The organism is Serinibacter arcticus (assembly GCF_003121705.1).
Taxonomy (GTDB): Bacteria; Actinomycetota; Actinomycetes; order Actinomycetales; family Beutenbergiaceae; genus Litorihabitans.
The window spans coordinates 2,438,029-2,461,455 of record NZ_PYHR01000002.1; the positions used below are offsets into that span (position 1 = coordinate 2,438,029).

A 23,427-nucleotide genomic window follows, 5' to 3' on the forward strand; every position below is an offset into this window, starting at 1 on the left:
CGGAGGTCCTTCCTACGATGGCGGGATGAGGTCCCACCGTCGGTTCGCTCCCGCGCTCACGCCCGCGCTCACCCCTGCCCTCGCCCTGGCTCTGACGATCGGCCTGGTCGGGTGCACCCCCGAGCCCGACCCCGAGCCGGAGCCGGTGGCCGACGCGTTCGCCGCGGATCTCGTCGACGGGACGTTCGACGGCGCACCCGTCGCCGACCCCGACCTCGCCGCCGCGCAGCTCACCTCGATCCTCGGCGCCGTGGCCGAGCTGCCGCGCACCGTCACGGTGGCCTCACTGACGGAGGTCGAGAGCGACGACGCCGACGCCCCCGAGCGGCGGATCGCCGCGCTGGACTGGTCGATCGAGCTGGACGAGGGTGCGGAGCCGCTCACGTTCCGGACGACGACGACCCTCACCCTGGCCGAGGGCACCGACACCGACGCCGCCTGGTCGGTCGACTGGAGCCCGACCGTCGTCCACCCCGGGGCCACCGCCGACACCGTCGTGACGATCGACCGCACCCCGGCCGAGCGCGCCGACGTGACGGGCCGCGGGGGCAGCCGCTCGTGGTCGATCGCGACGTCTTCCGGATCGGGATCGACAAGGCCAACCTGACCGAGGACCGCTGGCAGCCCGCCGCCGAGGCCCTCGCCGCCGCGCTCGCCCTCGACGACCAGGCCGGATTCGTCCAGCGCGTCCTGAACGCCGGGCCCGCGGCCTACGCCGTCGCGATCACCATCCGCCAGACCGACGCCGAGCGCTACGGCGTTCAGGCCCTGCGGACGACCGAGGGGGTCCTCGTCCAGGAGGACTCGATCCCGCTGGCCCCGACCGCGACCTTCGCCCGGCCGATCCTCGGCAACGTCGGCGAGGCCACCGCCGAGATCGTGGAGGAGTCGGAGGGTCGGATCGAGGCCGGCGACACGGTCGGCACGTCCGGGCTGCAGCGTCTCTACGACGAGCAGCTCCGGGGCACCCCCGCCACCCGCGTGCTGCTCACGGGCGGCCCCGCCGGCGACGCGGTCCTGTACGAGAGCGAGGCCGTCCGCGGCACCGACCTGGCCCTGACGCTGGACACGGCCCTGCAGGACTACGCCGAGACACGGCTGTCGCAGGTCGAGTCCGCGAGCGCCGTCGTCGCGCTCGAGGCGTCCACCGGGAACGTGCTCGCGGCCGCGAGCGGGCCGGGCAGCGCCGGCCTGAGCACCGCGACGGTCGGCCAGTACGCGCCTGGCTCCACGTTCAAGGTCGCGACGGCGCTCGCCCTCCTCCGCGCGGGCCTCACCCCGGACTCGCCGGTCGAGTGCACACCGACCGTGGCCGTCGACGGGCGCGAGTTCCGCAACTTCCCCGGCTACCCGGAGGGGTCCGTCGGGACGATCACGCTCGCGGAGGCGATCGCGCAGTCGTGCAACACCGCGCTGATCGCCCAGCACGCGGGGCTGAGCTCGGCCGACCTCTCCGAGGCGGCCGCCAGCCTCGGGCTCGGGTCCGCGATGCCCGACGGCGCGGCGTGGCCCTTCCCCTACTTCTCCGGGACCGTCCCGACCGACGCGAGCGGCACCACGCACGCCGCCGACCTCATCGGTCAGGGCGACGTCCTCGCGTCGCCGCTCGCGATGGCGGGCGTCGCCGCGTCGGTCGCTGCCGGGCGCACCGTGACGCCGACGCTCGTCGAGGTGGCCGCCGACGCCGACGCCGCGGACGCCACGGACGACGGCGCCGCGCCGCAGCCGGTGCCGCCCGCCGTCGCGCTCACTCCCGAGGAGGCGCAGACGCTGCAGGGGCTGATGTACGGCGTCGTCGAGCGCGGTTCCTCGACGTTCCTGCAGGCGGTCCCCGGCGAGCCGGTCGGGGCGAAGTCGGGCACGGCGCAGTTCGGCTCGCAGGACCCGCCCCAGACCCACGCCTGGATGATCGCGTTCCAGGGTGACCTGGCGGTCGCCGTCCTTGTCGAGGTCGGCGACTACGGGACCGCGACGGCGGGTCCGATCCTCCAGGACGTGCTCACGTTCGCGGCCGAGAGCGGGTGGGGCGGCGCTACGACGTCGTGACATCCGTCATGTGTCGTGGTGACAGCACGCACTGCCCGGTGGGGGCCGGATCCGGTTGGCTGGACTCCTCGCCCGACCTCCGGGCGACACTCATCAGGGAGCAGCCATGACCTTCTCGATCGGCGACACCGTCCAGATCCTCACCAGCCCGGGCAACACGATGACCGGCGGCGTCGGCACCGTCGTCGCGTGGGACGAGTCGATGGGCAAGCACCTGGTGCGCATCGGCATCATCCAGAACTGGTTCGCACCCGACGAGATCGAGCTCTTCAAGCCCTGACACGGGTCGGCGGAACGCCGTCCTCCGCACCGAGCCGCACGGCAGCGCTGTCAGCGGCCGTAGCGGTCCGGCCGGCTCCAGGGCCAGTCGTGGTGGATCCAGGAGGCGACGGCGTCCGCGAGCGGTCCGTCGAGCTCGGCCCGGTCGGCCCGCACCCACGACTGGACGGAGACGTCCGTGCCGTCGCGCTCGGGCGGGTAGAGGTAGACGCAGCCGACGACGTCGTCGGTCCCCGGCTCGAGGACCGTGAAGGTGAAGCCCCTGCGTGCCGCGAAGTCCGCCGCGTGACGGGTGAGGTCCGCGAGGTTCCGCTCCGGCGTCATGCCCTCCAGCGGTGGCCAGGAGCCGTCCGGGTATCCCGGCGTCGCGCGGATGTGCTCGATGCTCGACGTCCACGCGGCGAGGTCCGCCACGTTGTGCTGCGGGCCGAGGGGTTCGAGGCGGAACTGCTCGGTGACGAGCGTGGTGGGCGGGTCGAGGTCGCCGGGGACGAACGGGCGCTCGGTCATCGGTCGACCGTAGCCCCAGCGCGCGCGATGTGCGGGTGTCGTGCACGTCGGTCCACGCCCCTCGCTCTCCCGCGCCCGCGGGCCTACCGTGGAGGGACGCGGCGTCCGGATCGCGGCAGCAGTCCTGGAAGGTCCCCGTGGTCAGCATCCTCCCCGCCCTCGAGCCGACGCTCGACGTCGCCGCTCTCGCCCCCGGTGACAGCGCACCGCCCGTGATCTTCATCCACGGGACGCGGAGCTCGGCGAGCGTCTGGGACCGCCAGGTCGCCGCGCTGGGACGCCGCGGGATCGTTGCGAGCGCCGTCGACCTCCCGGGCCACGGTGAGCGCTCGGACGAGACCTTCAGCCTCGACGGCGCGATCGCGGCGATCCGCGACGCCGTCGCCGCCTCCCCTGCCCCGCCCGTCCTCGTGGGCCACTCGCTCGGCGGGTACGCCGCACTGGCCTACGCCGGCGGCCACGAGGACCGGATCGCCGGGCTCGTGCTCTCGGGCTGCGCCACGCAGCTGCGACCGTGGGTGATGGCGACGTACCGGCACGCGTCGCACCACATCACCCGGGCGCTCCGGCTCGGCGGCGGGACCTGGAACGTGGTGACCGACATGCTCACCTCGATGGCCGCCTACTCCCCGCTGCCGGACCTGCGCCGCCTCACCGTCCCGATGTGGCTGGTCAGCGGCCGGTGGGACGTGCTGCGCTTCGACGAGCGGCGCTACCTCGCCGCCCGGACGTGGGTGGGTCATCAGGTCTTCGCGCGCGCGGGCCACGACATCCACGTCGAGATGCCCGGGCGCTACACCAGGTTCGTGATGGAGGCGCTGGCCGCGCTGCCGTCCCTGCGGGGAGCCGTGCCGGCGACCGCGTGACCTCCAGATGAGCGACTCCCCCGCCGGGGTCGAGCGGGTGCCGGCGCCGGCGCTCTTCCTGACGTCCGGCATCTCGATGTACTACGGCGCGGCGCTCGCCGTCGCGCTCTTCGCCGTCTCCAGTCCCCTCGCCGTCGGGTGGTCGCGGCTGGCCGTGGCTGCGGTCGTGCTGCTCGCGCTGACGCGGCCGTGGCAGCTGGCCTGGACGCGCCGCACCCTCGGCGCCGCCGCCCTGTTCGGGCTGGTGCTGGGTGCCATGAACCTGCTGTTCTACGTGGCGATCGACCACCTCCCGCTCGGCGCGGCGGTCGCGATCGAGTTCACCGGGCCGGTCGCCGTCGCCGTCGCCAGCGACCGCAGCGGGTGGTCGCGCCGCCGGATCGCCGCGGCGCTGCTCGCGGCGGGCGGGGTGACCACCATCAGCCTCGGCGAGGTGGAGTGGGGCACCGCGACGTCGAGCCCGACCGGGATCCTCGCCGCCCTCGGGGCCGGGGCCGCCTGGGCCGGCTACATCGTCCTCGGACGGCGGATCTCGGCGCGCGCGGTGAGCGCGCACGCGGGGGCGCCGGGCGGAGCCGCGAGCGCCGGGGCCGCGCCCACCGGTGGTCTCCGCGGCGTCGGCCCGATCCGGATCGGCCTGGCGTCGCTCGCCATCGCGATGACGACGGCGGCGCTCGCCTACGCCGTCGTCGGCCTGCCGGATGCGCGCGGGTTGGCGGACGGTTGGGGGCGCGTCGGCCTGGTGCTCGTGGTCGCGGTGCTCTCGAGCGTCGTCCCCTACGCCCTGGACCAGATCGCGATGCGGCGCCTGTCGACCAGCGCGTTCGCACTGCTCAACGCGCTGCTCCCCGCCACCGCGACGCTCGTCGGCTTCATCTCCCTGCAGCAGCTCCCGACGTGGGGAGAGGTGGTCGGCGTCGTCGCGATCAGCACAGCCGTCGCCCTGACCACGCGGGCGTCGCGGACCGGCTGAGTCCCGACCGGCCGCCAGCTCGGGCCGAGCGGCGCGGGCCGGCCCGGGCCGGCGTGCAGAATGACCGGGCGCGAACCGGCGCGCACCACGTCTCCGCGACGTGATCCGAGGAGATGGCCCGACGATGACCCTGCCCACGACCGACACGACCGTGACCTACCCCGATGGCGCGACGACGTCGGCCGGGACCGTGCTGCACGTCGAGGCCCTTCCCGGCGGACGGTCCGCCGTCCTGCTGGACACGACGGCGTTCCATCCCGTCGACACCGCCTGGCCGGACCAGCCCGCCGATCGCGGCACGCTCACGACGCCGTCGACCGGGACGCAGGCCGTCGTGGAGGCCGTGACGGGCGGCATCGCCGACGGGCGACTGCTCCTCGGCGCGGACCTGCCCGTCCGCACCGGGACCGACGGCTGGGTGTTCGTCGTCGCCCACATCCTCGAGGGCGACGTTCCGACGGTCGGTGAGGAGGCACGGATCGATGTCGACCCCGACCTTCGCCGCGAGCTGTCCGCCGGGCACACCGCGTGCCACCTCGCGGCGCTGGCGCTCGACGCCGCGCTCGCACCCGCCTGGACCAAGGAGCCGCCGGTCGACGCGCTCGGCAATCCCGCCTTCGACGCGCTCGCCATCCAGCGTTCCCGCATCGAGCCGCTCGGGTCGATCGACACCTACCGGATCGGGAAGTCGCTGCGGCGCAAGGGCTTCTCCCCCGACGGCCTCGCCGACCTCGCGGCGGTCGCCGACGCCGTGAACGCGAGGCTCGCGCAGTGGCTCGACGGCGGAGGTGCGGTCAGCGTCGAGCGTTCCGACTCCGCGTTGTCCGCCCGCCGGACGTGGGTGTGCGAGCTCGACGACGGGCGGACCGACATCCCCTGCGGCGGCACCCACGTGCGCGACCTCGCCGAGATCGGCGCGATCACCTGCTCGCTGACGCGGAGCCAGGTCGACGGCGGGGTCGAGGTGGTCATGCGGACGGTCGTCACCCCGGCTTGACCGCGGGCGGCCGGCGCGTCAGGCGAACAGCGCGAAGATGGCGTCCCAGAGCTGAACCACGGCCAGGGCGCCGATCACCAGGAACCACGCGGCGAGGACGGGCGCCTGGTAGGCCTGCAACCACCGACCGGCGCGCGCGGCGCCCGACGACGCGTCACTCGGCAGGAGGCGCAGGTTGCGCTGCGTGACCATCACGAACAGCGGGATCGTCACGGCCCACACGACCATGCAGTAGGGGCACAGCGCGCCGAGCCGGTAGAGGCTCGTGAAGATCAGGAAGTGGATGAACACCAGGGCGAGGGTCACTCCCACCTGCAGCCCCACCCAGTACCAGCGGGCCATTCGGGCCCCGGCGAGCAGCGCCGCACCGGTGGCGATCACGACGGGGAAACCCAGGACCCCGAGGAGCGGGTTGGGGAACCCGAACAGCGCACCCTGCGGCGAGCTCATCGCCTCGGTGCAGGAGACGAGGGCGTTGAACGAGCAGCTCGGCACGTAGGAGTCGTCAGCCAGGACCGCCAGCCGCTCGAGCATCAGCGCGAACGACGCGACGAGCCCGATGCTCCCCAGCACCAGCACGGCGATCGCGAACCGGCGCGGGGTCGCGCCCGACTCCGGGGCCGAGGCGGGCTCGAGGCCGGCGGCCGTGTCGGGGGTGGCGCGCTCCGCCGTCGTCATCTGATCCTCCTCGCGCAACGCGGTGCTCCCGGGATGCCGGGAGGTCGGGTTGAACTCTAACGGCGTTGCCTGGGAGAACCCCGGGGGGCGTCGATCCCTACGCCAGCGCGTCCAGCAGCTCGAGCGTGAGCGCCCACGCCTCGCTCGCCGGGTCGATGACCACGAAGTGGTCGCCGTCGACCTCCGTCAGGGTGGCGTCGGCGCCGGCCGCGGTCGCGAGCGCCACGTAGTCGCTGCTCTGGCTGAGCGGGACGATGGCGTCGCCACGCCCGTGGATGCAGCGCACGGGGACGGCGAGCGGCAGGCGGGCGGTCGGGTCGGCCAGGGCGTCCCGGTCGTCGCGAGGGCCGGACGGCTCACCCAGGAGCGAGCGCACCGCGCCGCCGCCGAGGTTCGACGCGTCGGCGGTGGCGAGGTCCAGCAGGCCGGCCTGCGAGACGGCCGCGGTGACGCGCACGGCGGGATCGGCCCAGCTCGTCCCCGTCAGCGCCGGTCGGCCCGCCGCCCACACGGCCAGGTGGCCGCCGGCGGAGTGGCCGAGCGTCACCACGGTGCGAAGGTCGAGGCCCTGCACGTCGGCGAGGGCGTCGATGCCGGCGGCAACGTCGTCGAACGTGGCCGGGTAGCCGCCCCCGTTGCCGACGCGCCGGTACTCCAGGTTCCAGGCCGTCCAGCCGTTCACGGCGAGCGACGCCGCCAGCGGCTGCCCGAGCGAGGCCTCGTACTGCGCCTGCCAGAAGCCGCCGTGGATGACCACGACCACACCCTTGGAGTCCCCGACGGGCCGGGTGAGCTCGGCGTACTGGGACGGGTCGTCGCCGTAGGTGATCCTCGTCGGCGCGGCCACGCCCTCCTCCTCGGCCGGCCTCGGCGACGCGCACGACGCCAGGCCCGCCGTTCCGAGGACGCCGGCGGCCGCCAGAAGGGTGAGCGCGCTGCGTCGGTCCACCCCTCGACCGTACCGAGTCGAGCCCACGCGCACGGCGGTCGGCTGCCGGCCCGGCGCGGCCCGGCCCGGCCCAGCCCGGTCCGGCCCGCGCTCGAGACCTTTCAGGTCCCGCAGAACGTGGTGTAGGCGCCGAAGTCCGCCGGAGCCGGCGCCGCGTAGCGCTCGAGACCGGGCCGCTCGTCGTACGGCGCCGCAACGACGTCGAGGAGGCGTCGGAGCGGTTCGAGGTCGCCGTCGACGGCGGCCGCGAGCGACTCCTCGACCAGGTGGTTCCGGGGGACGTAGACGGGATTGACCCGGTCCATCAGATCCGCGTCGGGCGTCAGGGCGCGCCAGCGCTCCACCCACCTGTCGAAGGCCGCCGCGTCCACGACCATGCCGCGGGCGGCCGCGTCGTCGCCCCGCGCCGCAGCCCCGAGGGCACGGAAGAAGACCGTGTGGTCGGCACGGCCGGCCTGCATCTGCGCCAGCAGATCCTCGGCGAGCGGCGCGAGCGCGACGTCGTCGACGGCGTCGCCCAGTCCGAGCTTGGCCCGCATGCCGGCCGACCAGGCGGCGGCGTAGCGCGGGCGGAAGGCGCCGAGCGCCGCCATGGCGATCTCGACCGCCTGCTCCTGGTCGTCGTGGAGAAGGGGGAGAAGCGCCTCGGCGAGCCGAGCGAGGTTCCACTCCGCGACGACCGGCTGGTTGCCGTACGCGTAGCGCCCGCCCTCGTCGATGGAGCTGTACACGGTCGACGGGTCGAAGGCCTCCATGAACGCGCACGGCCCGTAGTCGATCGTCTCGCCCGAGATCGTCATGTTGTCCGTGTTCATCACCCCGTGCACGAAGCCCACGAGCATCCACCGCGCGACGAGCGAGGCCTGGGCGTCGATCACCCGTTCCAGCAGCGCCACGTACGGGTTCGGCTCGCCGGCGACGTCCGGATGGTGGCGGCTGATCGCGTGGTCGGCGAGACGGCGGACCAGGTCGACGTCCCCGGTGGCGCGCGCGTACTGGAAGCTGCCCACCCTCAGATGGCTGCTCGCCACCCGGGCGAGGACGGCTCCGGGCAGGATCGTCTCGCGCCGCACCGGTCGGCCCGTCGCGACGACCGCGAGGGAGCGGGTGGTCGGGATGCCCAGCGCGTGCATCGCCCGGCTGACGATCACCTCGCGCAGCATCGGCCCGACGGCGGCGAGTCCGTCCCCGTTCCGGGCGAACGGCGTGCGGCCCGAGCCCTTGAGGTGCAGGTCGCGCCGCTCGCCGTCGACGTCGATCAGCTCACCGAGCAGCAGCGCACGGCCGTCACCGAGTCGTGGGGAGTAGCCGCCGAACTGGTGCCCGGCGTAGGCCTGCGCCACGGGAGTGGCGCCGTCGGGGACGACGGTGCCGGTCAGGAGCCCGACGCCCTCGGGGCTCCGGAGCCAGGCCGGGTCGAGGCCGAGCTCGGCGGCCAGCGCGTCGTCGAGCACCAGCAGCCGCGGGTCGGGCGCGTCCTCGGCCCGCCACGGGACGGCCATCTCGGGGAGCTCTCGGGCGAAGGCGCCCTGGAGGACGATCTGCAGTGACTGTGCGGCGCTCACCTCATCGAGAGTACGTCGACCGCTTCCAGGTTCGGCCGGGTCGATGTCGCGTGACCAGGAGCAGATCTCAGGGACGGGACGGAGCGGCACGCCCTCGACCGTCGTGAGGGACGGGCGCCCGGTGCCACACGTTGGTCGGCGGCAGCGAGCACCGCGACGTCCGACCCGGGACTACCAGGCCCCGCCGCCCCCGGTCTCCGGCGCCATGTCCACGAAGCGCGCGTAGTGACCCTGAAAGGCCACGACGATCGTGTCGGTCGGGCCGTTGCGGTGCTTGGCCACGATGAAGTCGGCCTCGCCCTTGCGGGGCGTCTCCCGGTCGTAGGCCTCGTCGCGGTGGAGCAGGATGACCATGTCCGCGTCCTGCTCGATCGAGCCCGACTCGCGAAGGTCGGAGACCTGCGGCCGCTTGTCCGTGCGCTGCTCGGCGCCACGGTTCAGCTGCGACACCGCGATGACCGGCACCTCGAGCTCCTTGGCGAGCAGCTTGATCGCACGCGAGAACTCCGAGACCTCCTGCTGACGCGACTCGACGCGCTTGCCCGAGCTCATCAGCTGGAGGTAGTCGATCACCACGAGCTTGAGGTTGTGACGCTGCTTGAGCCGGCGGCACTTGGCCCTGATCTCCATCAGCGACATGTTCGGGGAGTCGTCGATGAACACGGGAGCGTCGGAGATCGCGCTCACCGTGGAGGCGATCTTCTGCCAGTCGCGGTCGTCCATCGGGCCCTGGCGCAGCTTCTGCAGCGGCACGGCGGCCTCGGCCGCGATCATGCGCATGACGATCTCGCTCGCGCTCATCTCCAGGGAGAAGACGGCGGCGGTCTGACCGTGCTTGATGGCGGCCGACCGCACGATGTCGAGCGCCATCGTCGACTTGCCCATCGCGGGGCGCGCGGCGACGACGATCATCTGGCCCGGGTGAAGGCCGTTGGTGAGCTTGTCGAACTCGGCGAAGCCGGTCGGCACGCCCACCAGGTTGCCGTCGCGGGAGACGGCGTGCTCGATCTCCTCGACCGTGCCGTCGATGATGTCGCGGATCGGCTTGTAGTCCTCGCTCGTGCGCCGTTCGGAGACCGCGTAGATCTCGCTCTGCGCCGAGTTGACGAGGTCCTCGACGTCGCCGCCGTCCTGCGCGTAGCCGAGCTGGACGATGCGCGTGCCGGCCTCGACGAGCTTGCGGAGCACCGCGCGCTCGCGCACGATCCCCGCGTAGTAGCCGGCGTTGGCGGCCGTCGGCACCGACGAGATGAGCGTGTGCAGGTAGCCGTGGCCACCGACCCGACCCAGCTCGCCGCGCTTGTTGAGCTCGTCCGCCACCGCGACGACGTCGGTCGGCTGGCCCCGCCCGTACAGGTCGACGACGGCCTCGTAGACCATCTCGTGCGCGGGACGGTAGAAGTCCTGGGACCGGATGACCTCGATCACGTCCGCGACCGCGTCCTTGCTGAGCATCATGCCGCCCAGCACGCTCTGCTCGGCCCGCTCGTCCTGCGGCGGCGTCCGATCGTTGAGCGCGCTCATCGTCCGCATGTCGACGTCGTCAGTCGTGGTCACCCGTGGTCCTCTCCCTCGTGCCAGAACCCGAGTGCACACCCGGGCACCGACATCGACGTCGTCGGGCCCCGGCGACCGCCGCGCTCCCGGCGCTCGACGGCGCGGAACAGCTCGGCGGACCTCGTCCGGCGCCCCACCGTACGTCCCCAGCCACGCGCGTACCGCAGCGGGACGACCGCTTCTCGAGTTGACAGGAGGGGTCATCTCGGCGGGCTGTGGAAACCCTGTGGACGACCTGGGGACAACCCCGGGGTGCACATGTGGACGACACTCCGCCGTCATCCCCACAGGTGTGGATAACCTGTGGACCAACGTTCACAATCAGCGAGATTGCAACGGTTCTGCCTGTGGGGTAACCACGCAGCAGTCGACCCGTCGAAGTCGCTGCGGCGACACGCCGAGGCGCCGTGTCGCACCCCCGTGCCACCCTGAGCGCGTGACCACGACCATGCGACGCGAGCTCGACCGGAGGATCCTCGCCCTCGCTGTGCCCGCGCTCGGAGCGCTCGTCGCCGAGCCGGTCTTCGTGCTCGTCGACTCCGCGCTCGTCGGCCACCTCGGCACCGCCCATCTCGCGGGACTCACCCTCGCCTCGACCCTGCTCGTGACCGCCGTCGGCCTCTTCGTCTTCCTCGCCTACGCGACGACGGCGAGCGTCGGCAGGCTCCTCGGGGCCGGCCGGCCGGAGCAGGCCATCAGGTCGGGGATCGACGGCATGTGGCTCGCGCTCGCCGTCGGGATCGTCGTCGCCGGGATCGGTATCGCGCTCGCGCCCTGGGCCATCGGCGCCCTCGGCGGAGAGGGGGAGGTGCTCGCCCACGGGGTCACCTACCTGCGTACGAGCCTGCCCGGACTGCCGGGGATGCTCGTCGTCCTCGCCGCCACCGGGGTGCTGCGCGGGATGCTCGACACCCGCACCCCCCTGCTGGTCGCCGGCGTCGGGGCCGTTGCGAACGCCGGGCTGAACTTCCTCTTCATCTACGGCTTCGGCTGGGGCATCGGCGGCTCCGGCGCCGGCACCGCGCTGGTCCAGCTCGCGATGGGTGCCGTCCTCGCCTGGCGCGTCACGACGGGCGCCCGTGAGCGAGGCGTCGGCCTGAGCCCGTCCCTCGGCGGCCTCACGCAGGGGATGCGCGACGGCGCTCCCCTGTTCCTGCGGACGCTCACCCTCCGCGCCGCGATCCTCGTCACCGTCGCGACCGCCGCCACGCTCGGCGACGTTCCCCTGGCCGCCCACCAGATCGTCAACTCGCTGTGGGGGTTCGCCGCCTTCGCCCTGGACGCGCTGGCGATCGCGGCCCAGGCCCTGGTCGGCCGCGCCCTCGGGGCCGCCGACGCAGATCAGGCTCGCGCGGTCCTGAGACGCACCCTGTTGTGGGGCGCCGGCGCGGGCGCCGTGCTCGGCCTGCTGCTCGCCGCGCTCGCCGTGCCCCTCTCGGCAGTCTTCACCCCCGCGGCGGACGTCCGCGCGGCGGCGACGGCCGGCGTCGTCGTGATCGCCATCGCCATGCCCCTGGCCGGGGTGGTCTTCGTGCTCGACGGCGTCCTCATCGGGGCGGGCGACGGCCGCTTCCTCGCGTGGGCCGGAGTCGTCAGCCTCGTGGCCTACCTGCCGTTCGTGCTCGCCGTCCGGCAGCTGGCCCCGCGCGGTGTCGGTCACGAGTCCGAGGCGCTGGTCTGGCTGTGGGTCGCGTTCGCCGTCGCCTTCATGCTCGCGCGCGGGCTGGCCACCTATCTGCGCTCCCGAGGGGACCGATGGATGGTCCTCGGCGCCCGCTGAGTCCACCCGCGGGGGGAGACGACGTCGAGACCGCGGGTCGATCCGCCCCCCACTACCGCGCACCTAGCGTCGAAGGCATGAGCCAGACGCCTCCTGCCCCCACGTCCCTGACCACCGCGCCGCCCGCCGACGCCGGCACGCCCCTCCCCACCGCCGCGGCCGCCGTCCGCGGCGTCGGCCTCCGCAAGACCTACGGCAAGGGCGACGCCCAGGTGCACGCGCTCGACGGCGTCGACGTCGCGTTCGCCCGCGGCCACTTCACCGCGATCATGGGCGCCTCCGGGTCCGGCAAGTCCACGCTGCTCCACCTCCTCGCGGGCCTCGACTCCGCGAGCGCCGGCCAGGTCTACCTCGGCGACACCGAGCTGACCTCGCTCGGCGACGACGCCCTGACCGAGCTGCGTCGCAAGCGCGTCGGCTTCGTCTTCCAGTCCTTCAACCTGCTGCCGATGTTCACGGCCGAGCAGAACATCCTGCTCCCGCTCGAGCTCGCCGGCACGAAGGTGACCCCCGAGATCCGCGAGTGGTTCGACCTCCTCGTCACCACGCTCGGCCTGAAGCCGCGTCTGACGCACCGCCCGAGCGAGCTCTCCGGCGGCCAGCAGCAGCGCGTCGCGATCGCGCGCGCCCTCCTCACCCGCCCCGACGTGATCTTCGCCGACGAGCCCACGGGCAACCTCGACTCCCGCAGCGGCGCCGAGGTGCTCGAGTTCCTGCGCACCTCCGTCCGTGAGTTCGGCCAGACCGTCGTCATGGTCACCCACGACGCGCAGGCCGCCGCCTACGCCGACCGCGCCGTCCTGGTCGCCGACGGCCGGATCGCCGGTGACGTCGCGAACCCGACGCCCGACGTCGTGCAGGCCGAGCTCGACCGCCTCCGCACGGTCTCGCTCGCGAACCCCGCCTCCACCCCGTCGCACGGCATCGAGGCCCGCTGATGTGGCGCCTCACCTGGGCGCAGATGCACCGCAACGTCGGGAAGCTCATCGCCGTCGGGATCGCGATCGCGCTCGGCACCGGCTTCATCACGGCGACGTTCGTCACCACCAACGCCATCGAGGACACCGCGCTGGCCGCGGCCAGCGCGTCGATCGGTGACCCCGACGTCGTCGTCACCGACTCCTCCTACTCCCTGACGGACGACGACGTCGCCGAGCTGTCCGAGCTCGACGGCGTCACCGAGGTCTACACGTTCCGGAACGTCTTCCGGGAGGTCACCACCGGGTCGGGCACCGAGCTGCTGATGCTCAACCCCCCGGCCGACGATCCGCGCCTGGGGAACACGACCCTCGAGGACGGACGGGTGCCCGCGGCTGCCGGCGAGATCGCCCTGCCGGCCGCGACGGCCGAGCGCCTCGCCGTCGGGCTCGGGGGCGAGGTCACCGTGGTGTCGCAGGTCTGGGCCGACGACGGCAGCTCCTCCACCCGCAGGACCCAGGAGTCGACCGTGGTCGGTCTCCTCGCCGACGGCACCGGCCTCGGGTTCGGCATGCCGTCCGCCCTCGCCTCCGAGGAGGACATCACCGCCTGGAGCCTCGACGACGGCAGCACCACCTTCTCGCTGCTGACGCTCGCGGTGGACGACGGCGCCGACGTCAGCGCGGTGTCCGACGCCGTCACGCAGGCGGTCCCGGAAGGGGTCACAGTGATGTCGGGCGAGGAGTACGCCCGCGACGTCGCCGCCAGCTTCACCGGCGGGATCCAGATCTTCCGGGCGCTCATCTTGGCGTTCGCCGCCGTGGCCATGGCCGTCGCCGGCATCGTCATCGCCAACACCTTCACCGTGCTCGTCGCCCAGCGCACCCGCACGCTCGCCCTGCTGCGCTGCGTCGGTGCGACGCAGAGGCAGGTCAAGCGCTCCGTGCGGCTCGAGGCGCTCGTGCTCGGCGTCGTCTCGTCGGTCGCCGGCATCGCGCTCGGACTCGGCATCGGCCAGGCCGCGCTGTCGATCATCAACCAGCGCGTCGAGGGCGTCCCGACGCCGACCACCGTCCCGGTCGACCTCGCCACCGTCCTCGTGCCGCTGCTGGCCGGCGTCGTCGTCACGGTCGTGGCGGCGAGCGGCGCGGCCCGGCTCGCGACCTCGGTCGCACCGCTCGCGGCGATGCGCCCGGTCGACTCCGTCGTCAGCGCCCGCAGCACGAAGCTGCGCCCGATCATCGGCTGGATCCTCACCGGCGGTGGGTTCGCCGTCATGGCGGGCGCCCTGGCGATGTCCGGGACGCCCGGCAACTTCGAGCTCGCACTGGCGGCCGGTGTCCTCGGCGGCCTCGTCTCGATCATCGGTGTCGTCATGGCCGCGATCACGATCGTGCCGGCCGTCTCCCGCGTCCTCGGCCGCGGCGTCGCCCGCCTCGGTGGTGTGCCGCGCCAGCTCGCGGCCACGAACTCGGTGCGCAACCCGCGCCGCACCACCTCGACGGCGACGGCGCTGCTCGTCGGCGTCGCCCTCGTCACCATGATGTCCACGGGTGCCTCGATGGCCCGGACCCAGCTGGAGGGCGAGCTGGACGCCCAGTTCGCGATCGACGTCGCGGTGACGGGGACCACCGTGTCGCCGACCACCGTCGAGGCCGTCCGCGACGTCGACGGCGTCGAGTCCACCGTCCTGTTCGAGGGCGGGACCGCAGACGTCGCGACGGCGAGCTTCACCTCCTCGGCCACCGTCCTCGTGGCGGATCCCGCCACCCTGGGGCAGGTGCTCTCCACGGCGCCCGAGTCCTGGGATCCCGGGACCGTGCTCGCCGACGGCTACCTGATCGGGCAGGACGGCCCGGTCACCGTCGGTGACACCGAGATCGATGCGGTCCTGGTCGAGGGCCTGCCCGACTTCACGATGCTCGTGACGGCGGACCAGGCCGCGTCGCTCGACCTCACCTCGCCGATGCAGTCGCTCTGGGTCGCGATCGCCGACGGCGCCGACCCGACCGACGTCGCCGCCGGGATCCGCGACGCCGTGAGCAGCACGACGTCGGGCACCGCCGACACCGCCCCGCTGGTCTCCGGCGGCGCCATCGAGAAGGCCGGGTTCACCCAGGTGCTCGACACGCTGCTGGCGGTGGTGGTCGGACTGCTCGGGGTCGCCGTCGTGATCGCGCTGATCGGCGTGGCGAACACGCTGTCGCTGTCGGTCGTGGAGCGTCGCCGCGAGAACGCGCTGCTGCGGGCCCTGGGCCTGACGCGGGGTCAGCTCCGCTCGACGCTCGCGGTGGAGGGTGTGCTGCTGGCCGCCGTCGGGGCGCTGGTCGGTCTGGTCCTCGGGCTGATCTACGGCTGGATCGGCGGCCTGCTGATGCTCGGCGAGACCACCGGTATGACGATCGCCAGCATCACGGTGCCGTGGACGTCGGTGCTCGCGGTGCTCGTGGTCGCGGTGCTGGCGGGCGTGCTCGCGTCCGTCCTGCCGGCCCGCGGTGCGGTCAAGATCCCGCCGGTGGCGGCCCTCGCCGCCGACTGAGACCCCCCGCCGACAACGCGTCCGGCTGCCGTATCCACGCGATACGGCAGCCGCACGCGTGCTGGGCGACGGACCTCGGCGTCGAGCACGTGTCGCGGTGCTCAATCGCGCCGATACAGCAGTCGCGCGCGTGATCGCCGGGTCGCGGGTCGCCGGGTCGCGGGTTACGAGGCGATCTCGGCGCTGCGCTCGAGGCGGTCGCGGTAGCGCTGGACCTCAGCCGGGAGCACGCCGTCGCGAAGGTCGGTGGCGTCGTAACGGAGCACGGTGACGTCGCCGCCTCCCACCATCCAGTTCTGACGTCGTCGGTCGCGGCGGATCGACTCGGGCTTGTCGTGGATGGAGGCTCCGTCGATCTCGACCACGATCCACCGCCCGTTGCGCAGGAGCCACGCGAGGTCGCCCCGCGCCCTGACGACTCCTGCGGCGTCACGGATCTCGAGCTGGAGCGCGGTCGGCGGGACACCAGCATCGACGCACTGCAGTCGAGCCCACGTCTCGAGGAACGACTCCGCCCGCCCGTCAGCCAGGACGCCCCACGCACGGACCTTGCGGATCCACCGGTGGCCGGCGCCCATCCTGAGCACGTCGTCCACCGATCGGATGTGTCCCTGGTTCAAGGCCCAGTCGAGGACGGCGACGAGGTGCAGCCGATCGATGTGCGGCACGGCCTGGACGATCGCCCACGCGACCGTCGCCGCGCGGCGACCGTCCGCCGTCGTCATCGTGAAGTCGACGTTCTGGGCCCCGCCACGACCCTGCCGCCGACTCGCGCGCACGGCGCGCGCCTTCCAGGTCCGAGGGAGCGCCCAACACCCGTGGAGCTGGAGCGCCGCAAGGCCGACGGCGACGGCGCCCTCACCCGCGGCCAGCAGAGCCAGCTCGACACGACGACGCTCGATCTCCGCGATGGTCCGGTCGGCGCCGGGCTCGAGGTCGTAGATCCCGAGCATCGCCTCGTTCCAGACGCCGGCCGCCAGCCGCCGCTGTCGAGCACGGAAGTCCATGCCTTCCTGCTGACACTGACCGACCGTCACCAGACCGTGCTGCGCCCGAGCCAGGAGCAGCAGTCCGTCTGGCGGCGATTCGAGGTGACGACCCATGGCGAGGTTGCCGTGGTCGTCCTCGTCCCTGCGACCCCCTGTGGACAACCACCCTCCGCAGAGACGTCGCCTGCGCCTGGGGACAGTCGGGCGCGCCAGCACGCCTCCGTCGAGAACGCCCCACGCTGCTGTTCCACTCGGAAACAGCAGCCACCCACGTGCTCGGCAGAGAGTGGCCGGTCGACCACGTGCCACGCTGCCGTATCACTCGTACACAGCAGTCAGGCGCGTGCTCGGCGGAGCCGGACAAGCAGAACGGCCCGGCTCCCCAGGGGAGCCGGGCCGTTCCGTCAGTCAGACAGCAGGGCTGTCGTCACCGAGCGCTCACGCGTCGGCGGCGACGACCTCCACGGTCACCTTGGCGGCGACCTCGTCGTGCAGGTGCACGACGACCTGGTGCGTGCCCAGCGTCTTGATGTGACCCTTCGCCTCGATCTTGCGGCGGTCGACCTGCGGGCCGCCGGCTGCCACGACGGCCTCGGCGATGTCCTTGGTCGTCACCGTGCCGAAGAGGCGGCCGCCGGCGCCGGAGCGCGCAGCGACCGTGAAGCGCTTGGACTCGAGCGAGTCGCGAACCGCAGCAGCGCTCTCGACCGTCGCGTGGGCACGCTTGGCGCGTGCGGCACGGATGGCCTCGATCTCCTTCGCGGCACCCTTGCTCCAGCCGGTGGCCAGACCGCGGGGAACGAGGTAGTTGCGGGCGTACCCGTCCTTGACCTCGACGATGTCGCCGGGGGCACCGAGACCGGTGACCTCGTGCGTGAGAATCAGCTTCGCCATGATGTGTGCGCCCTTCTCAGCGAGCAGAGCTCGAGTAGGGGAGCAGAGCCATCTCGCGAGCGTTCTTCACGGCGCGCGCGATCTTGCGCTGGTCCTGCACGGAGACACCGGTCACGCGACGGGCGCGGATCTTGCCGCGGTCCGAGATGAACTTGCGCAGCAGAACGGTGTCCTTGTAGTCGACCGCGCCGTCGAGCTTGACGCTCTTGAGCGGGCTGACCTTCTTCTTGGGCTTGCGAAGTACGGGCTTCGCCATGGGCTTTCTCCTTCAGTGATCGGTCCGGCCCGTCGGGGCCGTCGACCGGTGATGTCTAGAACGGGGGCTCGTCCGGGTAGGAGCTCGCGCCCCCCGAGGCCCACGGGTCGTCGTTGCTCGAGCTCGCGCTCGAACCGCCCCGGGAGCCTCCCGACTGCTCGAAGCCGCCACCGCCACCGCCGCCGGCGTTGAAGCCGCCGCCGCCTCCGCCGCCACCGCTGAAGCCGCCGCCGCCGCCGCCGCCACCGCGCTGCGAGCGCGTGACCTTGGCCGTGGCGTAGCGGAGCGAGGGGCCGACCTCGTCGACCTGCAGCTCGACGACGGTGCGCTTCTCGCCCTCACGGGTCTCGTAGGAGCGCTGGACGAGGCGACCCGTCACGACCACGCGGTTTCCCTTGGTGAGGGACTCCGCCACGTTCTCCGCAGCCTCGCGCCAGATCGAGCAGCGCATGAACAGCGTGTCGCCGTCCTTCCACTCGTTGCTCTGACGGTCGAACGTGCGGGGCGTGGACGCGACGGTGAAGTTCGCGACTGCCGCGCCGCTGGGCGTGAAGCGCAGCTCGGGGTCAGCCGTGAGGTTGCCGATCACGGTGATGACGGTCTCGCCTGCCATGGATGCTCCTGTAGTGCCGAGATTCGTGGATCTGAGAGGCGTTGCGGTGGTGAGGCTCAGTGAGCGTCGGGACGCAGCAGCTTGGTGCGCAGGATGGCCTCGTTGAGGCCGAGCTGGCGGTCGAGCTCCTGAGCGAGCGCGGGCGTGGCCGTCATGTTGACGACCGCGTAGATGCCCTCGGCCTTCTTGGAGATCTCGAACGCCAGGCGGCGCTTGCCCCAGATGTCGACCTTGTCGATGGAGCCACCACCGGTCGTGATCACGGAAAGGAACTTGTCGAGCGACGGAGCGACGGTGCGCTCGTCGACCTCAGGGTCGAGGATCAACATCAACTCGTACTGACGCATGTAGATACCCACCTCCTCTGGTCTGGGCGGTCACGGACTCTCCGTGACAGGAGGGTGTTGCGTACGTTCCGCGCGTCAGCAGCCCCAGGATGGGGCGGAAGACACGCGGAGGTCCGAGCCTACCAGCCTCAGCTGGTGGGCGACGGCGCCGGCGTGGGCACCGGCGTCGGGCCCGGCGTGGGTGCCTGGGTGGGCGTGGGAGTCGGGGTCGGCTCCGGCGTCGGGGTGGGCTCAGGCGTCGGCGTCTCGGTCGGTTCCGGCTCCGGCTCGGGCTCCTCGGTCGGCTCCGGCTCGGGCTCGGGCGCCGGTCCGCTCGAGACCACGAGGGTCACGGTCGAACCCTCGGCGGCCCGGCCCGCACCCGGGTCGCTGCGGAGCACGACGCCGGCCGGCTGGTCCGAGGCCTCGGTCACCGTCGCGACGGTGAACCCCGCGGCCTCGAGCGCCGCCCGCGCGGCGCCCTCGTCGAGTCCGGCGACCGCCGGCAGCTCCACGAGCTCGGGCTCGGTCGGGGTCGGCGTCGGCTCGCGCGTCGGCTCGACCGGGGCGCTGCGCTCCGGGAAGTCCAGGATCTCCCAGCCCTGCGTCACCTTCTCCATGTAGCTGGTCCACAGGTCCGTCGGGACCGTGCCGCCCGCGACGACGCCGTAGCCGCCGAACGGCGTGATCGGCTCCTCGTTGCCGTCGGGCCCGGTCTGGTACATCGCGACGACGGTCGCCAGCTGCGGCACGTACCCGGCGAACGAGACGCCCTTGTAGTCGTTGGAGGAACCGGTCTTGCCGGCCGCCGGACGTCCGAGCTCGCTGGCCGTCTCGCCGCTGCCGCGCTCGACCACCTGGGTCATGGCGTAGGTGGCGTCGGCGGCGACGTCCTCCGAGATGACGCGCTCCCCCGCCGTCGGGCCCTGGTGGACGATCGTGCCGTCCTCGAGCACGCGGTCGATGACGTGGGTGGGGTGCTTCTCGCCCTGGGCGGCGAACGTGGCGAACACGGTGGCCATGTCGATGGCGTGCGGCGAGGCGTTGCCGAGCACGTTGGACAGCACGGGCACGAGCCCGGTGGTGTCGGCGGGCAGCCCGAGGCGGACCGCCGTGTCGACCAGCGTCTGGCCGGGTTCAGCGCCCTCGGCGTTGGCGTCCCGGTTCAGCTGCACGTACGTCGAGTTCACCGAGTCGGCGGTCGCGTCGACGAGGTCGATCCAGCCGCGGTTGCGCCGGTCGTAGTTGTTGACGACGTACCCGTCGACGTCCATCCCGGTGTAGCTCTCGTACTTCTCGTCCAGCGGGATCCCGGCCTCGAGCGCAGCCACGAGCGCGAACGGCTTGAACGTCGAGCCGCCCTGGTAGACGGCCTGCGTCGCGCGGTTGAGCGACTCCGTGAGGTAGTCGCGACCGCCGTACAGCGCGCGGACGCCACCGGTGGCCGGGTCGATCGAGACCAGCGTCGCCCGCAGCCCCTCTGCAGCGCCCTCGGGCAGGTCGTTCTCGACGGTGTCGACGGCGGCCGCCTGCATCCCGGCGTCGAAGGTCGTGACGACCTCGAGGCCGCGACGGTTGAGCTGGTCCTCGGTGAACGGCGCCTCCTCGCCGACGGTGAGCTCGGCGACAGCCATCTGGAGCAGGTACCCGTTCGTGCCGGCGTACGTGTCGGAGCCGGTCCGCTCGACGACGGCCGGGAACGTCTGCGCCGCCCGCTCGTCCGCGGTGATCCAGCCGTCGGCCGCCATGAAGTCGAGCGTGCGGGCCCAGCGCGCCTCCGCCTGCTCGGGCGCGACGGCGGGGTCCCACGCGCTCGGCGCGGGGATGACCCCGGCGAGCATCGCGGACTCGGAGAGGGACAGCTCGGCCGCGCCCTTGCCGAAGTACGCCTGCGCCGCGGCCTCGATGCCGTAGGCGCCGCGACCGTAGTAGATGGTGTTCATGTAGGCGTCGAGGATCTGGGACTTGTCCAGCTCCTGCTCGACCTTGACGGCGAGGATCGCCTCCTTGAACTTGCCCACGTAGTCCGTGGTCCGGCCGAGGTAGTAGTTCTCGACGTACTGCTGCGTCAGCGTGGACGCGCCCTGGCGGTCGCCGCCGCGCAGGTTGTTCCAGAGCGCCCGGACGATTCCCACGGGATCGATGCCGGAGTTGGAGTAGAAGCGACGGTCCTCGGAGGCGACGACGGCCTCGCCCACGTGGGCCGGCAGCGTGGTGGTGTCGACGATGGTGCGGTCGACCTCCGCGATCTCGCCGATCGGCGTGGTCCCGTCGGAGAAGTAGATGGTCGAGCCCTCGGCCACCGCCAGCTCGTCGGGCGCCGGCACGTCCGTCATCGCGTACGCCACGGCGAGTCCGCCGACGACCAGCCCGAGCCCCGTCACCAGGGTCCCGAGCAGCACGCGCCAGCTCGGCAGCCACCGACGCACCGGGCCGAGCCCGGCCCGCGGGTAGTTCCAGCCCTTCTTGCGGGCGGGCTTGCGCCTCCCCTTCGCGGAGGAGGCCTTCGGCCGGGACGACGACGGGCGCCCCGACGAGGCAGGCTTCCTGCCGGGGGCGGGCTTGGGGGTCTTGCTGGCTGCCACGAAGGTCGCCTCCTAGCTGCGGTGCCCGCCTGGGACAGGGCGTCTCCCGGGACTGCGGACGGTCCAGTATGGCCACCGTCCCCGAGCCGACCGCCGCCGTCGCGAGCCGGTTCACGACATCGGCACATCTCCTCCGCGCCGGTCCACCAGGACCTTCGAACGCCCGCGACGATGCCGCTCGCCCCGTGTGAGCCGGGTCACCACGAGCCGCCCGTCGATGCGCGGTCGTTGACTTCACCGCACATGCGATGTATCAATTCGATACATCGATTCGTTCGCTCCACGCGATGCATCGATCGACCCGACCCCCCGATCCGTGAGGAGACAGCCGCCATGCGCAAGCGCAGCGACGTGCTCGACCTCGCGATCCTCGGGCGGCTGGCGAGCGGACCCCTGCACGGCTACGAGCTGCGCAAGCAGCTCTCGGCCACGCTAGGCATGTTCCGCTCGCTGTCCTTCGGGTCGCTCTACCCCCGGCTGCGCGGGCTCGAGGGATGCGGGTGGATCACGACCGCCCACACCGCCTCGCTGCCGCACGCGCTCGCCAGCAAGCGCTCGCGCGTGAGCTACGAGCTGACGGCGGCGGGCAAGGAGCACCTGGCCGAGACCCTCACCGCGGCCGACCCGGCCGCCTGGGACGACGACGTGTTCGACGTCCGGTTCTCGATGTTCGCCGACACCGACCCGACGACGCGCCTGCGCATCCTCGAGGGTCGGCGCACGCGCGTGCTCGAGAGCCGCGAGGCCTCCCGCCTCGCCGCCGCCCGCAACCGCGAGCGCCGCGACGCCTACACCGCCGAGCTCCAGCGCCACGGCCTGGAGATCCTCGACAAGGAGATCGGCTGGCTCGAGGGCCTCATCGCCACCGAGCGAGCAGCCGCCACCCCCACCACGACCACCGCTCGGCCCCGGCCGAGGCGGAGCCGCCGGCATGAGTCATTCAGGCCGGTCCACCCCCCAAGAAGGAGTACCCATGAGTTCCATCCGCGTTGCCATCGCGGGCGTCGGCAACTGCGCGAGCTCGCTCGTGCAGGGCGTCGAGTACTACAAGGACGCCGACCCCACCACCAAGGTGCCCGGCCTCATGCACGTGCAGTTCGGTGAGTACCACGTGGGTGACCTCGACTTCGTCGCGGCGTTCGACGTCGACGCCAAGAAGGTCGGTCAGGACCTGTCCGCCGCCATCAACGCGAGCGAGAACAACACGATCAAGATCGCCGACGTGCCGCCCACCGGCGTGCAGGTCCAGAAGGGCCCGACCCTGGACGGCCTCGGCAAGTACTACCGCGAGACCATCGAGGAGTCCGCCGACGAGGCCGTCGACGTCGTCGCCGTCCTCAAGGAGACCGGCGCCGACGTGCTCGTCTGCTACCTCCCCGTGGGCTCGGAGGAGGCCGCGAAGTTCTACGCGCAGGCCGCGATCGACGCCGGGGTGGCGTTCGTCAACGCGCTGCCCGTCTTCATCGCCGGCACGCCCGAGTGGGCCGACAAGTTCACGGCCGCCGGTGTGCCGATCGTCGGCGACGACATCAAGTCGCAGGTCGGCGCCACCATCACGCACCGCGTGCTGGCCCGCCTGTTCGAGGACCGCGGCGTCGTCCTGGACCGTACGTACCAGCTGAACGTCGGCGGCAACATGGACTTCAAGAACATGCTCGAGCGCGAGCGCCTCGAGTCGAAGAAGATCTCCAAGACGCAGGCCGTCACGTCGAACCTGACCGACGCCGCCTTCGCCGGCAAGACCGAGGACCGCAACGTCCACATCGGCCCGTCGGACTACGTCGCGTGGCTCGACGACCGCAAGTGGGCCTACGTCCGCATGGAGGGTCGCGCGTTCGGCGACGCCCCCATCAACATGGAGTACAAGCTCGAGGTCTGGGACTCGCCCAACTCGGCCGGCGTGATCATCGACGCCGTCCGCGCGGCGAAGATCGCCAAGGACCGTGGCGTGGGTGGCCCGATCACCTCCGCGTCGGCGTACTTCATGAAGTCCCCGCCGGAGCAGCTCGAGGACCAGCACGCCCGCGAGCAGCTCGAGGCCTTCATCCGCGGCGACGTCGAGCGCTGACCCACCCGCTGACCACGCGCTGGGCTGCTCTATCCGCCG

The 23,427-nt window shown here is 72.6% G+C and carries 22 protein-coding genes; 11 read left to right on the plus strand and 11 right to left on the minus strand.

Features of this window, described 5'->3' with window-relative positions:
- The first annotated feature begins 25 nt into the window (after positions 1 to 25).
- From C8046_RS19445 to C8046_RS18780, 3 genes are all read left to right on the plus strand, one after another.
- Positions 26 to 607, plus strand: coding sequence for a hypothetical protein (locus C8046_RS19445; RefSeq protein ID WP_235866289.1), 582 nt, complete (start codon positions 26 to 28; stop codon positions 605 to 607).
- Positions 559 to 2,046, plus strand: a complete 1,488-nt coding sequence (locus C8046_RS11030; protein ID WP_235866290.1) for a penicillin-binding transpeptidase domain-containing protein — start codon at positions 559 to 561, stop codon at positions 2,044 to 2,046. Before C8046_RS19445 ends, C8046_RS11030 begins: the two co-directional genes overlap by 49 nt.
- 106 nt (positions 2,047 to 2,152) lie before the next feature.
- Positions 2,153 to 2,326, plus strand: coding sequence for a hypothetical protein (locus C8046_RS18780; protein ID WP_199224448.1), 174 nt, complete (start codon positions 2,153 to 2,155; stop codon positions 2,324 to 2,326).
- A gap of 50 nt (positions 2,327 to 2,376) precedes the next feature.
- Here C8046_RS18780 and C8046_RS11035 read toward each other — a convergent pair whose 3' ends face one another.
- The gene (locus C8046_RS11035; RefSeq protein WP_109229481.1) at positions 2,377 to 2,835 is read right to left on the minus strand and encodes a GNAT family N-acetyltransferase; all 459 of its coding nucleotides are present in this window, start codon (positions 2,833 to 2,835) and stop codon (positions 2,377 to 2,379) included.
- A gap of 137 nt (positions 2,836 to 2,972) precedes the next feature.
- On the opposite strand from C8046_RS11035, the gene C8046_RS11040 reads away from it, so the two are divergent.
- The 3 genes from C8046_RS11040 to C8046_RS11050 all read left to right on the plus strand — a co-directional run bounded on the left by C8046_RS11040 (position 2,973) and on the right by C8046_RS11050 (position 5,671).
- Entirely contained in the window at positions 2,973 to 3,701 is a 729-nt protein-coding gene (locus tag C8046_RS11040) for an alpha/beta fold hydrolase (protein WP_235866291.1), read from the plus strand.
- Between the two features lie 7 nt (positions 3,702 to 3,708).
- Positions 3,709 to 4,674, plus strand: coding sequence for an EamA family transporter (locus C8046_RS11045; protein WP_109229482.1), 966 nt, complete (start codon positions 3,709 to 3,711; stop codon positions 4,672 to 4,674).
- Between the two features lie 124 nt (positions 4,675 to 4,798).
- Positions 4,799 to 5,671 carry a metal-dependent hydrolase gene (locus tag C8046_RS11050; RefSeq protein ID WP_109229483.1) on the plus strand — a complete coding sequence of 291 codons (873 nt, stop codon included), beginning with the start codon at positions 4,799 to 4,801 and terminating at the stop codon, positions 5,669 to 5,671.
- 18 nt (positions 5,672 to 5,689) lie between these two features.
- On the opposite strand, the gene C8046_RS11055 is transcribed toward C8046_RS11050, so the two are convergent.
- The 4 genes from C8046_RS11055 to dnaB form a co-directional block, all read right to left on the minus strand.
- Positions 5,690 to 6,349 (minus strand): vitamin K epoxide reductase family protein, encoded by a 660-nt coding sequence (locus tag C8046_RS11055; RefSeq protein WP_109229484.1) that lies wholly within the window; start codon positions 6,347 to 6,349, stop codon positions 5,690 to 5,692.
- A gap of 97 nt (positions 6,350 to 6,446) precedes the next feature.
- The gene (locus C8046_RS11060) at positions 6,447 to 7,298 is read right to left on the minus strand and encodes an alpha/beta hydrolase family protein (RefSeq protein ID WP_199224449.1); all 852 of its coding nucleotides are present in this window, start codon (positions 7,296 to 7,298) and stop codon (positions 6,447 to 6,449) included.
- 101 nt (positions 7,299 to 7,399) lie between these two features.
- The gene (locus C8046_RS11065; RefSeq protein WP_235866458.1) at positions 7,400 to 8,800 is read right to left on the minus strand and encodes a protein adenylyltransferase SelO; all 1,401 of its coding nucleotides are present in this window, start codon (positions 8,798 to 8,800) and stop codon (positions 7,400 to 7,402) included.
- Between the two features lie 234 nt (positions 8,801 to 9,034).
- Positions 9,035 to 10,396, minus strand: coding sequence for a replicative DNA helicase (gene dnaB / locus C8046_RS11070; protein WP_419183577.1), 1,362 nt, complete (start codon positions 10,394 to 10,396; stop codon positions 9,035 to 9,037).
- Between the two features lie 472 nt (positions 10,397 to 10,868).
- On the opposite strand from dnaB, the gene C8046_RS11075 reads away from it, so the two are divergent.
- The 3 genes from C8046_RS11075 (at position 10,869) to C8046_RS11085 (ending at position 15,657) form a co-directional block, all read left to right on the plus strand.
- Positions 10,869 to 12,200 carry an MATE family efflux transporter gene (locus C8046_RS11075; protein ID WP_109230900.1) on the plus strand — a complete coding sequence of 444 codons (1,332 nt, stop codon included), beginning with the start codon at positions 10,869 to 10,871 and terminating at the stop codon, positions 12,198 to 12,200.
- A gap of 77 nt (positions 12,201 to 12,277) precedes the next feature.
- Positions 12,278 to 13,138: an ABC transporter ATP-binding protein gene (locus C8046_RS11080; protein WP_109229486.1), complete on the plus strand. Its 861-nt coding sequence runs from the start codon at positions 12,278 to 12,280 to the stop codon at positions 13,136 to 13,138.
- Positions 13,138 to 15,657 (plus strand): ABC transporter permease, encoded by a 2,520-nt coding sequence (locus C8046_RS11085; RefSeq protein ID WP_109229487.1) that lies wholly within the window; start codon positions 13,138 to 13,140, stop codon positions 15,655 to 15,657. The genes C8046_RS11080 and C8046_RS11085 overlap by 1 nt, the downstream gene beginning before the upstream one ends.
- A 164-nt stretch (positions 15,658 to 15,821) precedes the next feature.
- Here C8046_RS11085 and C8046_RS11090 read toward each other — a convergent pair whose 3' ends face one another.
- From C8046_RS11090 to C8046_RS11115, 6 genes are all read right to left on the minus strand, one after another.
- Positions 15,822 to 16,664, minus strand: a complete 843-nt coding sequence (locus C8046_RS11090) for a hypothetical protein (RefSeq protein WP_109229488.1) — start codon at positions 16,662 to 16,664, stop codon at positions 15,822 to 15,824.
- Positions 16,665 to 17,084: 420 nt separating this feature from the next.
- Entirely contained in the window at positions 17,085 to 17,540 is a 456-nt protein-coding gene (rplI, locus tag C8046_RS11095) for a 50S ribosomal protein L9 (RefSeq protein ID WP_109229489.1), read from the minus strand.
- 16 nt (positions 17,541 to 17,556) lie between these two features.
- The gene (rpsR, locus tag C8046_RS11100) at positions 17,557 to 17,796 is read right to left on the minus strand and encodes a 30S ribosomal protein S18 (RefSeq protein ID WP_109229490.1); all 240 of its coding nucleotides are present in this window, start codon (positions 17,794 to 17,796) and stop codon (positions 17,557 to 17,559) included.
- Between the two features lie 55 nt (positions 17,797 to 17,851).
- Complete coding sequence (locus tag C8046_RS11105; RefSeq protein ID WP_109229491.1) at positions 17,852 to 18,409, minus strand: single-stranded DNA-binding protein; 558 nt, start codon at positions 18,407 to 18,409, stop codon at positions 17,852 to 17,854.
- A gap of 56 nt (positions 18,410 to 18,465) precedes the next feature.
- Positions 18,466 to 18,756, minus strand: coding sequence for a 30S ribosomal protein S6 (rpsF, locus tag C8046_RS11110; RefSeq protein ID WP_109229492.1), 291 nt, complete (start codon positions 18,754 to 18,756; stop codon positions 18,466 to 18,468).
- 128 nt (positions 18,757 to 18,884) lie between these two features.
- A complete protein-coding gene (locus C8046_RS11115) occupies positions 18,885 to 21,320 on the minus strand; it encodes a transglycosylase domain-containing protein (protein WP_109229493.1) in 2,436 nt (811 codons plus the stop codon).
- A 333-nt stretch (positions 21,321 to 21,653) separates the two neighbouring features.
- Between C8046_RS11115 and C8046_RS11120 the strand changes: the two genes are divergently transcribed.
- Positions 21,654 to 22,424 (plus strand): PadR family transcriptional regulator, encoded by a 771-nt coding sequence (locus C8046_RS11120; RefSeq protein ID WP_235866292.1) that lies wholly within the window; start codon positions 21,654 to 21,656, stop codon positions 22,422 to 22,424.
- Complete coding sequence (locus C8046_RS11125; RefSeq protein WP_235866459.1) at positions 22,348 to 23,388, plus strand: inositol-3-phosphate synthase; 1,041 nt, start codon at positions 22,348 to 22,350, stop codon at positions 23,386 to 23,388. Before C8046_RS11120 ends, C8046_RS11125 begins: the two co-directional genes overlap by 77 nt.
- Positions 23,389 to 23,427: the final 39 nt, after the last annotated feature.

What these genes read in the sequence shown, in the direction of transcription:
- C8046_RS19445 (WP_235866289.1), top strand. Translation starts at nt 26, where the DNA reads ATGAGGTCCCACCGTCGGTTCGCTCCCGCGCTCACGCCCGCGCTCACC.
- C8046_RS18780 (WP_199224448.1), top strand. Translation starts at nt 2,153, where the DNA reads ATGACCTTCTCGATCGGCGACACCGTCCAGATCCTCACCAGCCCGGGC.
- C8046_RS11035 (WP_109229481.1), bottom strand. Translation starts at nt 2,835, where the DNA reads ATGACCGAGCGCCCGTTCGTCCCCGGCGACCTCGACCCGCCCACCACG.
- C8046_RS11045 (WP_109229482.1), top strand. Translation starts at nt 3,709, where the DNA reads ATGAGCGACTCCCCCGCCGGGGTCGAGCGGGTGCCGGCGCCGGCGCTC.
- C8046_RS11050 (WP_109229483.1), top strand. Translation starts at nt 4,799, where the DNA reads ATGACCCTGCCCACGACCGACACGACCGTGACCTACCCCGATGGCGCG.
- C8046_RS11055 (WP_109229484.1), bottom strand. Translation starts at nt 6,349, where the DNA reads ATGACGACGGCGGAGCGCGCCACCCCCGACACGGCCGCCGGCCTCGAG.
- C8046_RS11065 (WP_235866458.1), bottom strand. Translation starts at nt 8,800, where the DNA reads ATGGCCGTCCCGTGGCGGGCCGAGGACGCGCCCGACCCGCGGCTGCTG.
- dnaB (WP_419183577.1), bottom strand. Translation starts at nt 10,396, where the DNA reads ATGCGGACGATGAGCGCGCTCAACGATCGGACGCCGCCGCAGGACGAG.
- C8046_RS11075 (WP_109230900.1), top strand. Translation starts at nt 10,869, where the DNA reads ATGCGACGCGAGCTCGACCGGAGGATCCTCGCCCTCGCTGTGCCCGCG.
- C8046_RS11080 (WP_109229486.1), top strand. Translation starts at nt 12,278, where the DNA reads ATGAGCCAGACGCCTCCTGCCCCCACGTCCCTGACCACCGCGCCGCCC.
- C8046_RS11085 (WP_109229487.1), top strand. Translation starts at nt 13,138, where the DNA reads ATGTGGCGCCTCACCTGGGCGCAGATGCACCGCAACGTCGGGAAGCTC.
- C8046_RS11090 (WP_109229488.1), bottom strand. Translation starts at nt 16,664, where the DNA reads ATGGACTTCCGTGCTCGACAGCGGCGGCTGGCGGCCGGCGTCTGGAAC.
- rplI (WP_109229489.1), bottom strand. Translation starts at nt 17,540, where the DNA reads ATGGCGAAGCTGATTCTCACGCACGAGGTCACCGGTCTCGGTGCCCCC.
- rpsR (WP_109229490.1), bottom strand. Translation starts at nt 17,796, where the DNA reads ATGGCGAAGCCCGTACTTCGCAAGCCCAAGAAGAAGGTCAGCCCGCTC.
- C8046_RS11105 (WP_109229491.1), bottom strand. Translation starts at nt 18,409, where the DNA reads ATGGCAGGCGAGACCGTCATCACCGTGATCGGCAACCTCACGGCTGAC.
- rpsF (WP_109229492.1), bottom strand. Translation starts at nt 18,756, where the DNA reads ATGCGTCAGTACGAGTTGATGTTGATCCTCGACCCTGAGGTCGACGAG.
- C8046_RS11120 (WP_235866292.1), top strand. Translation starts at nt 21,654, where the DNA reads ATGCGCAAGCGCAGCGACGTGCTCGACCTCGCGATCCTCGGGCGGCTG.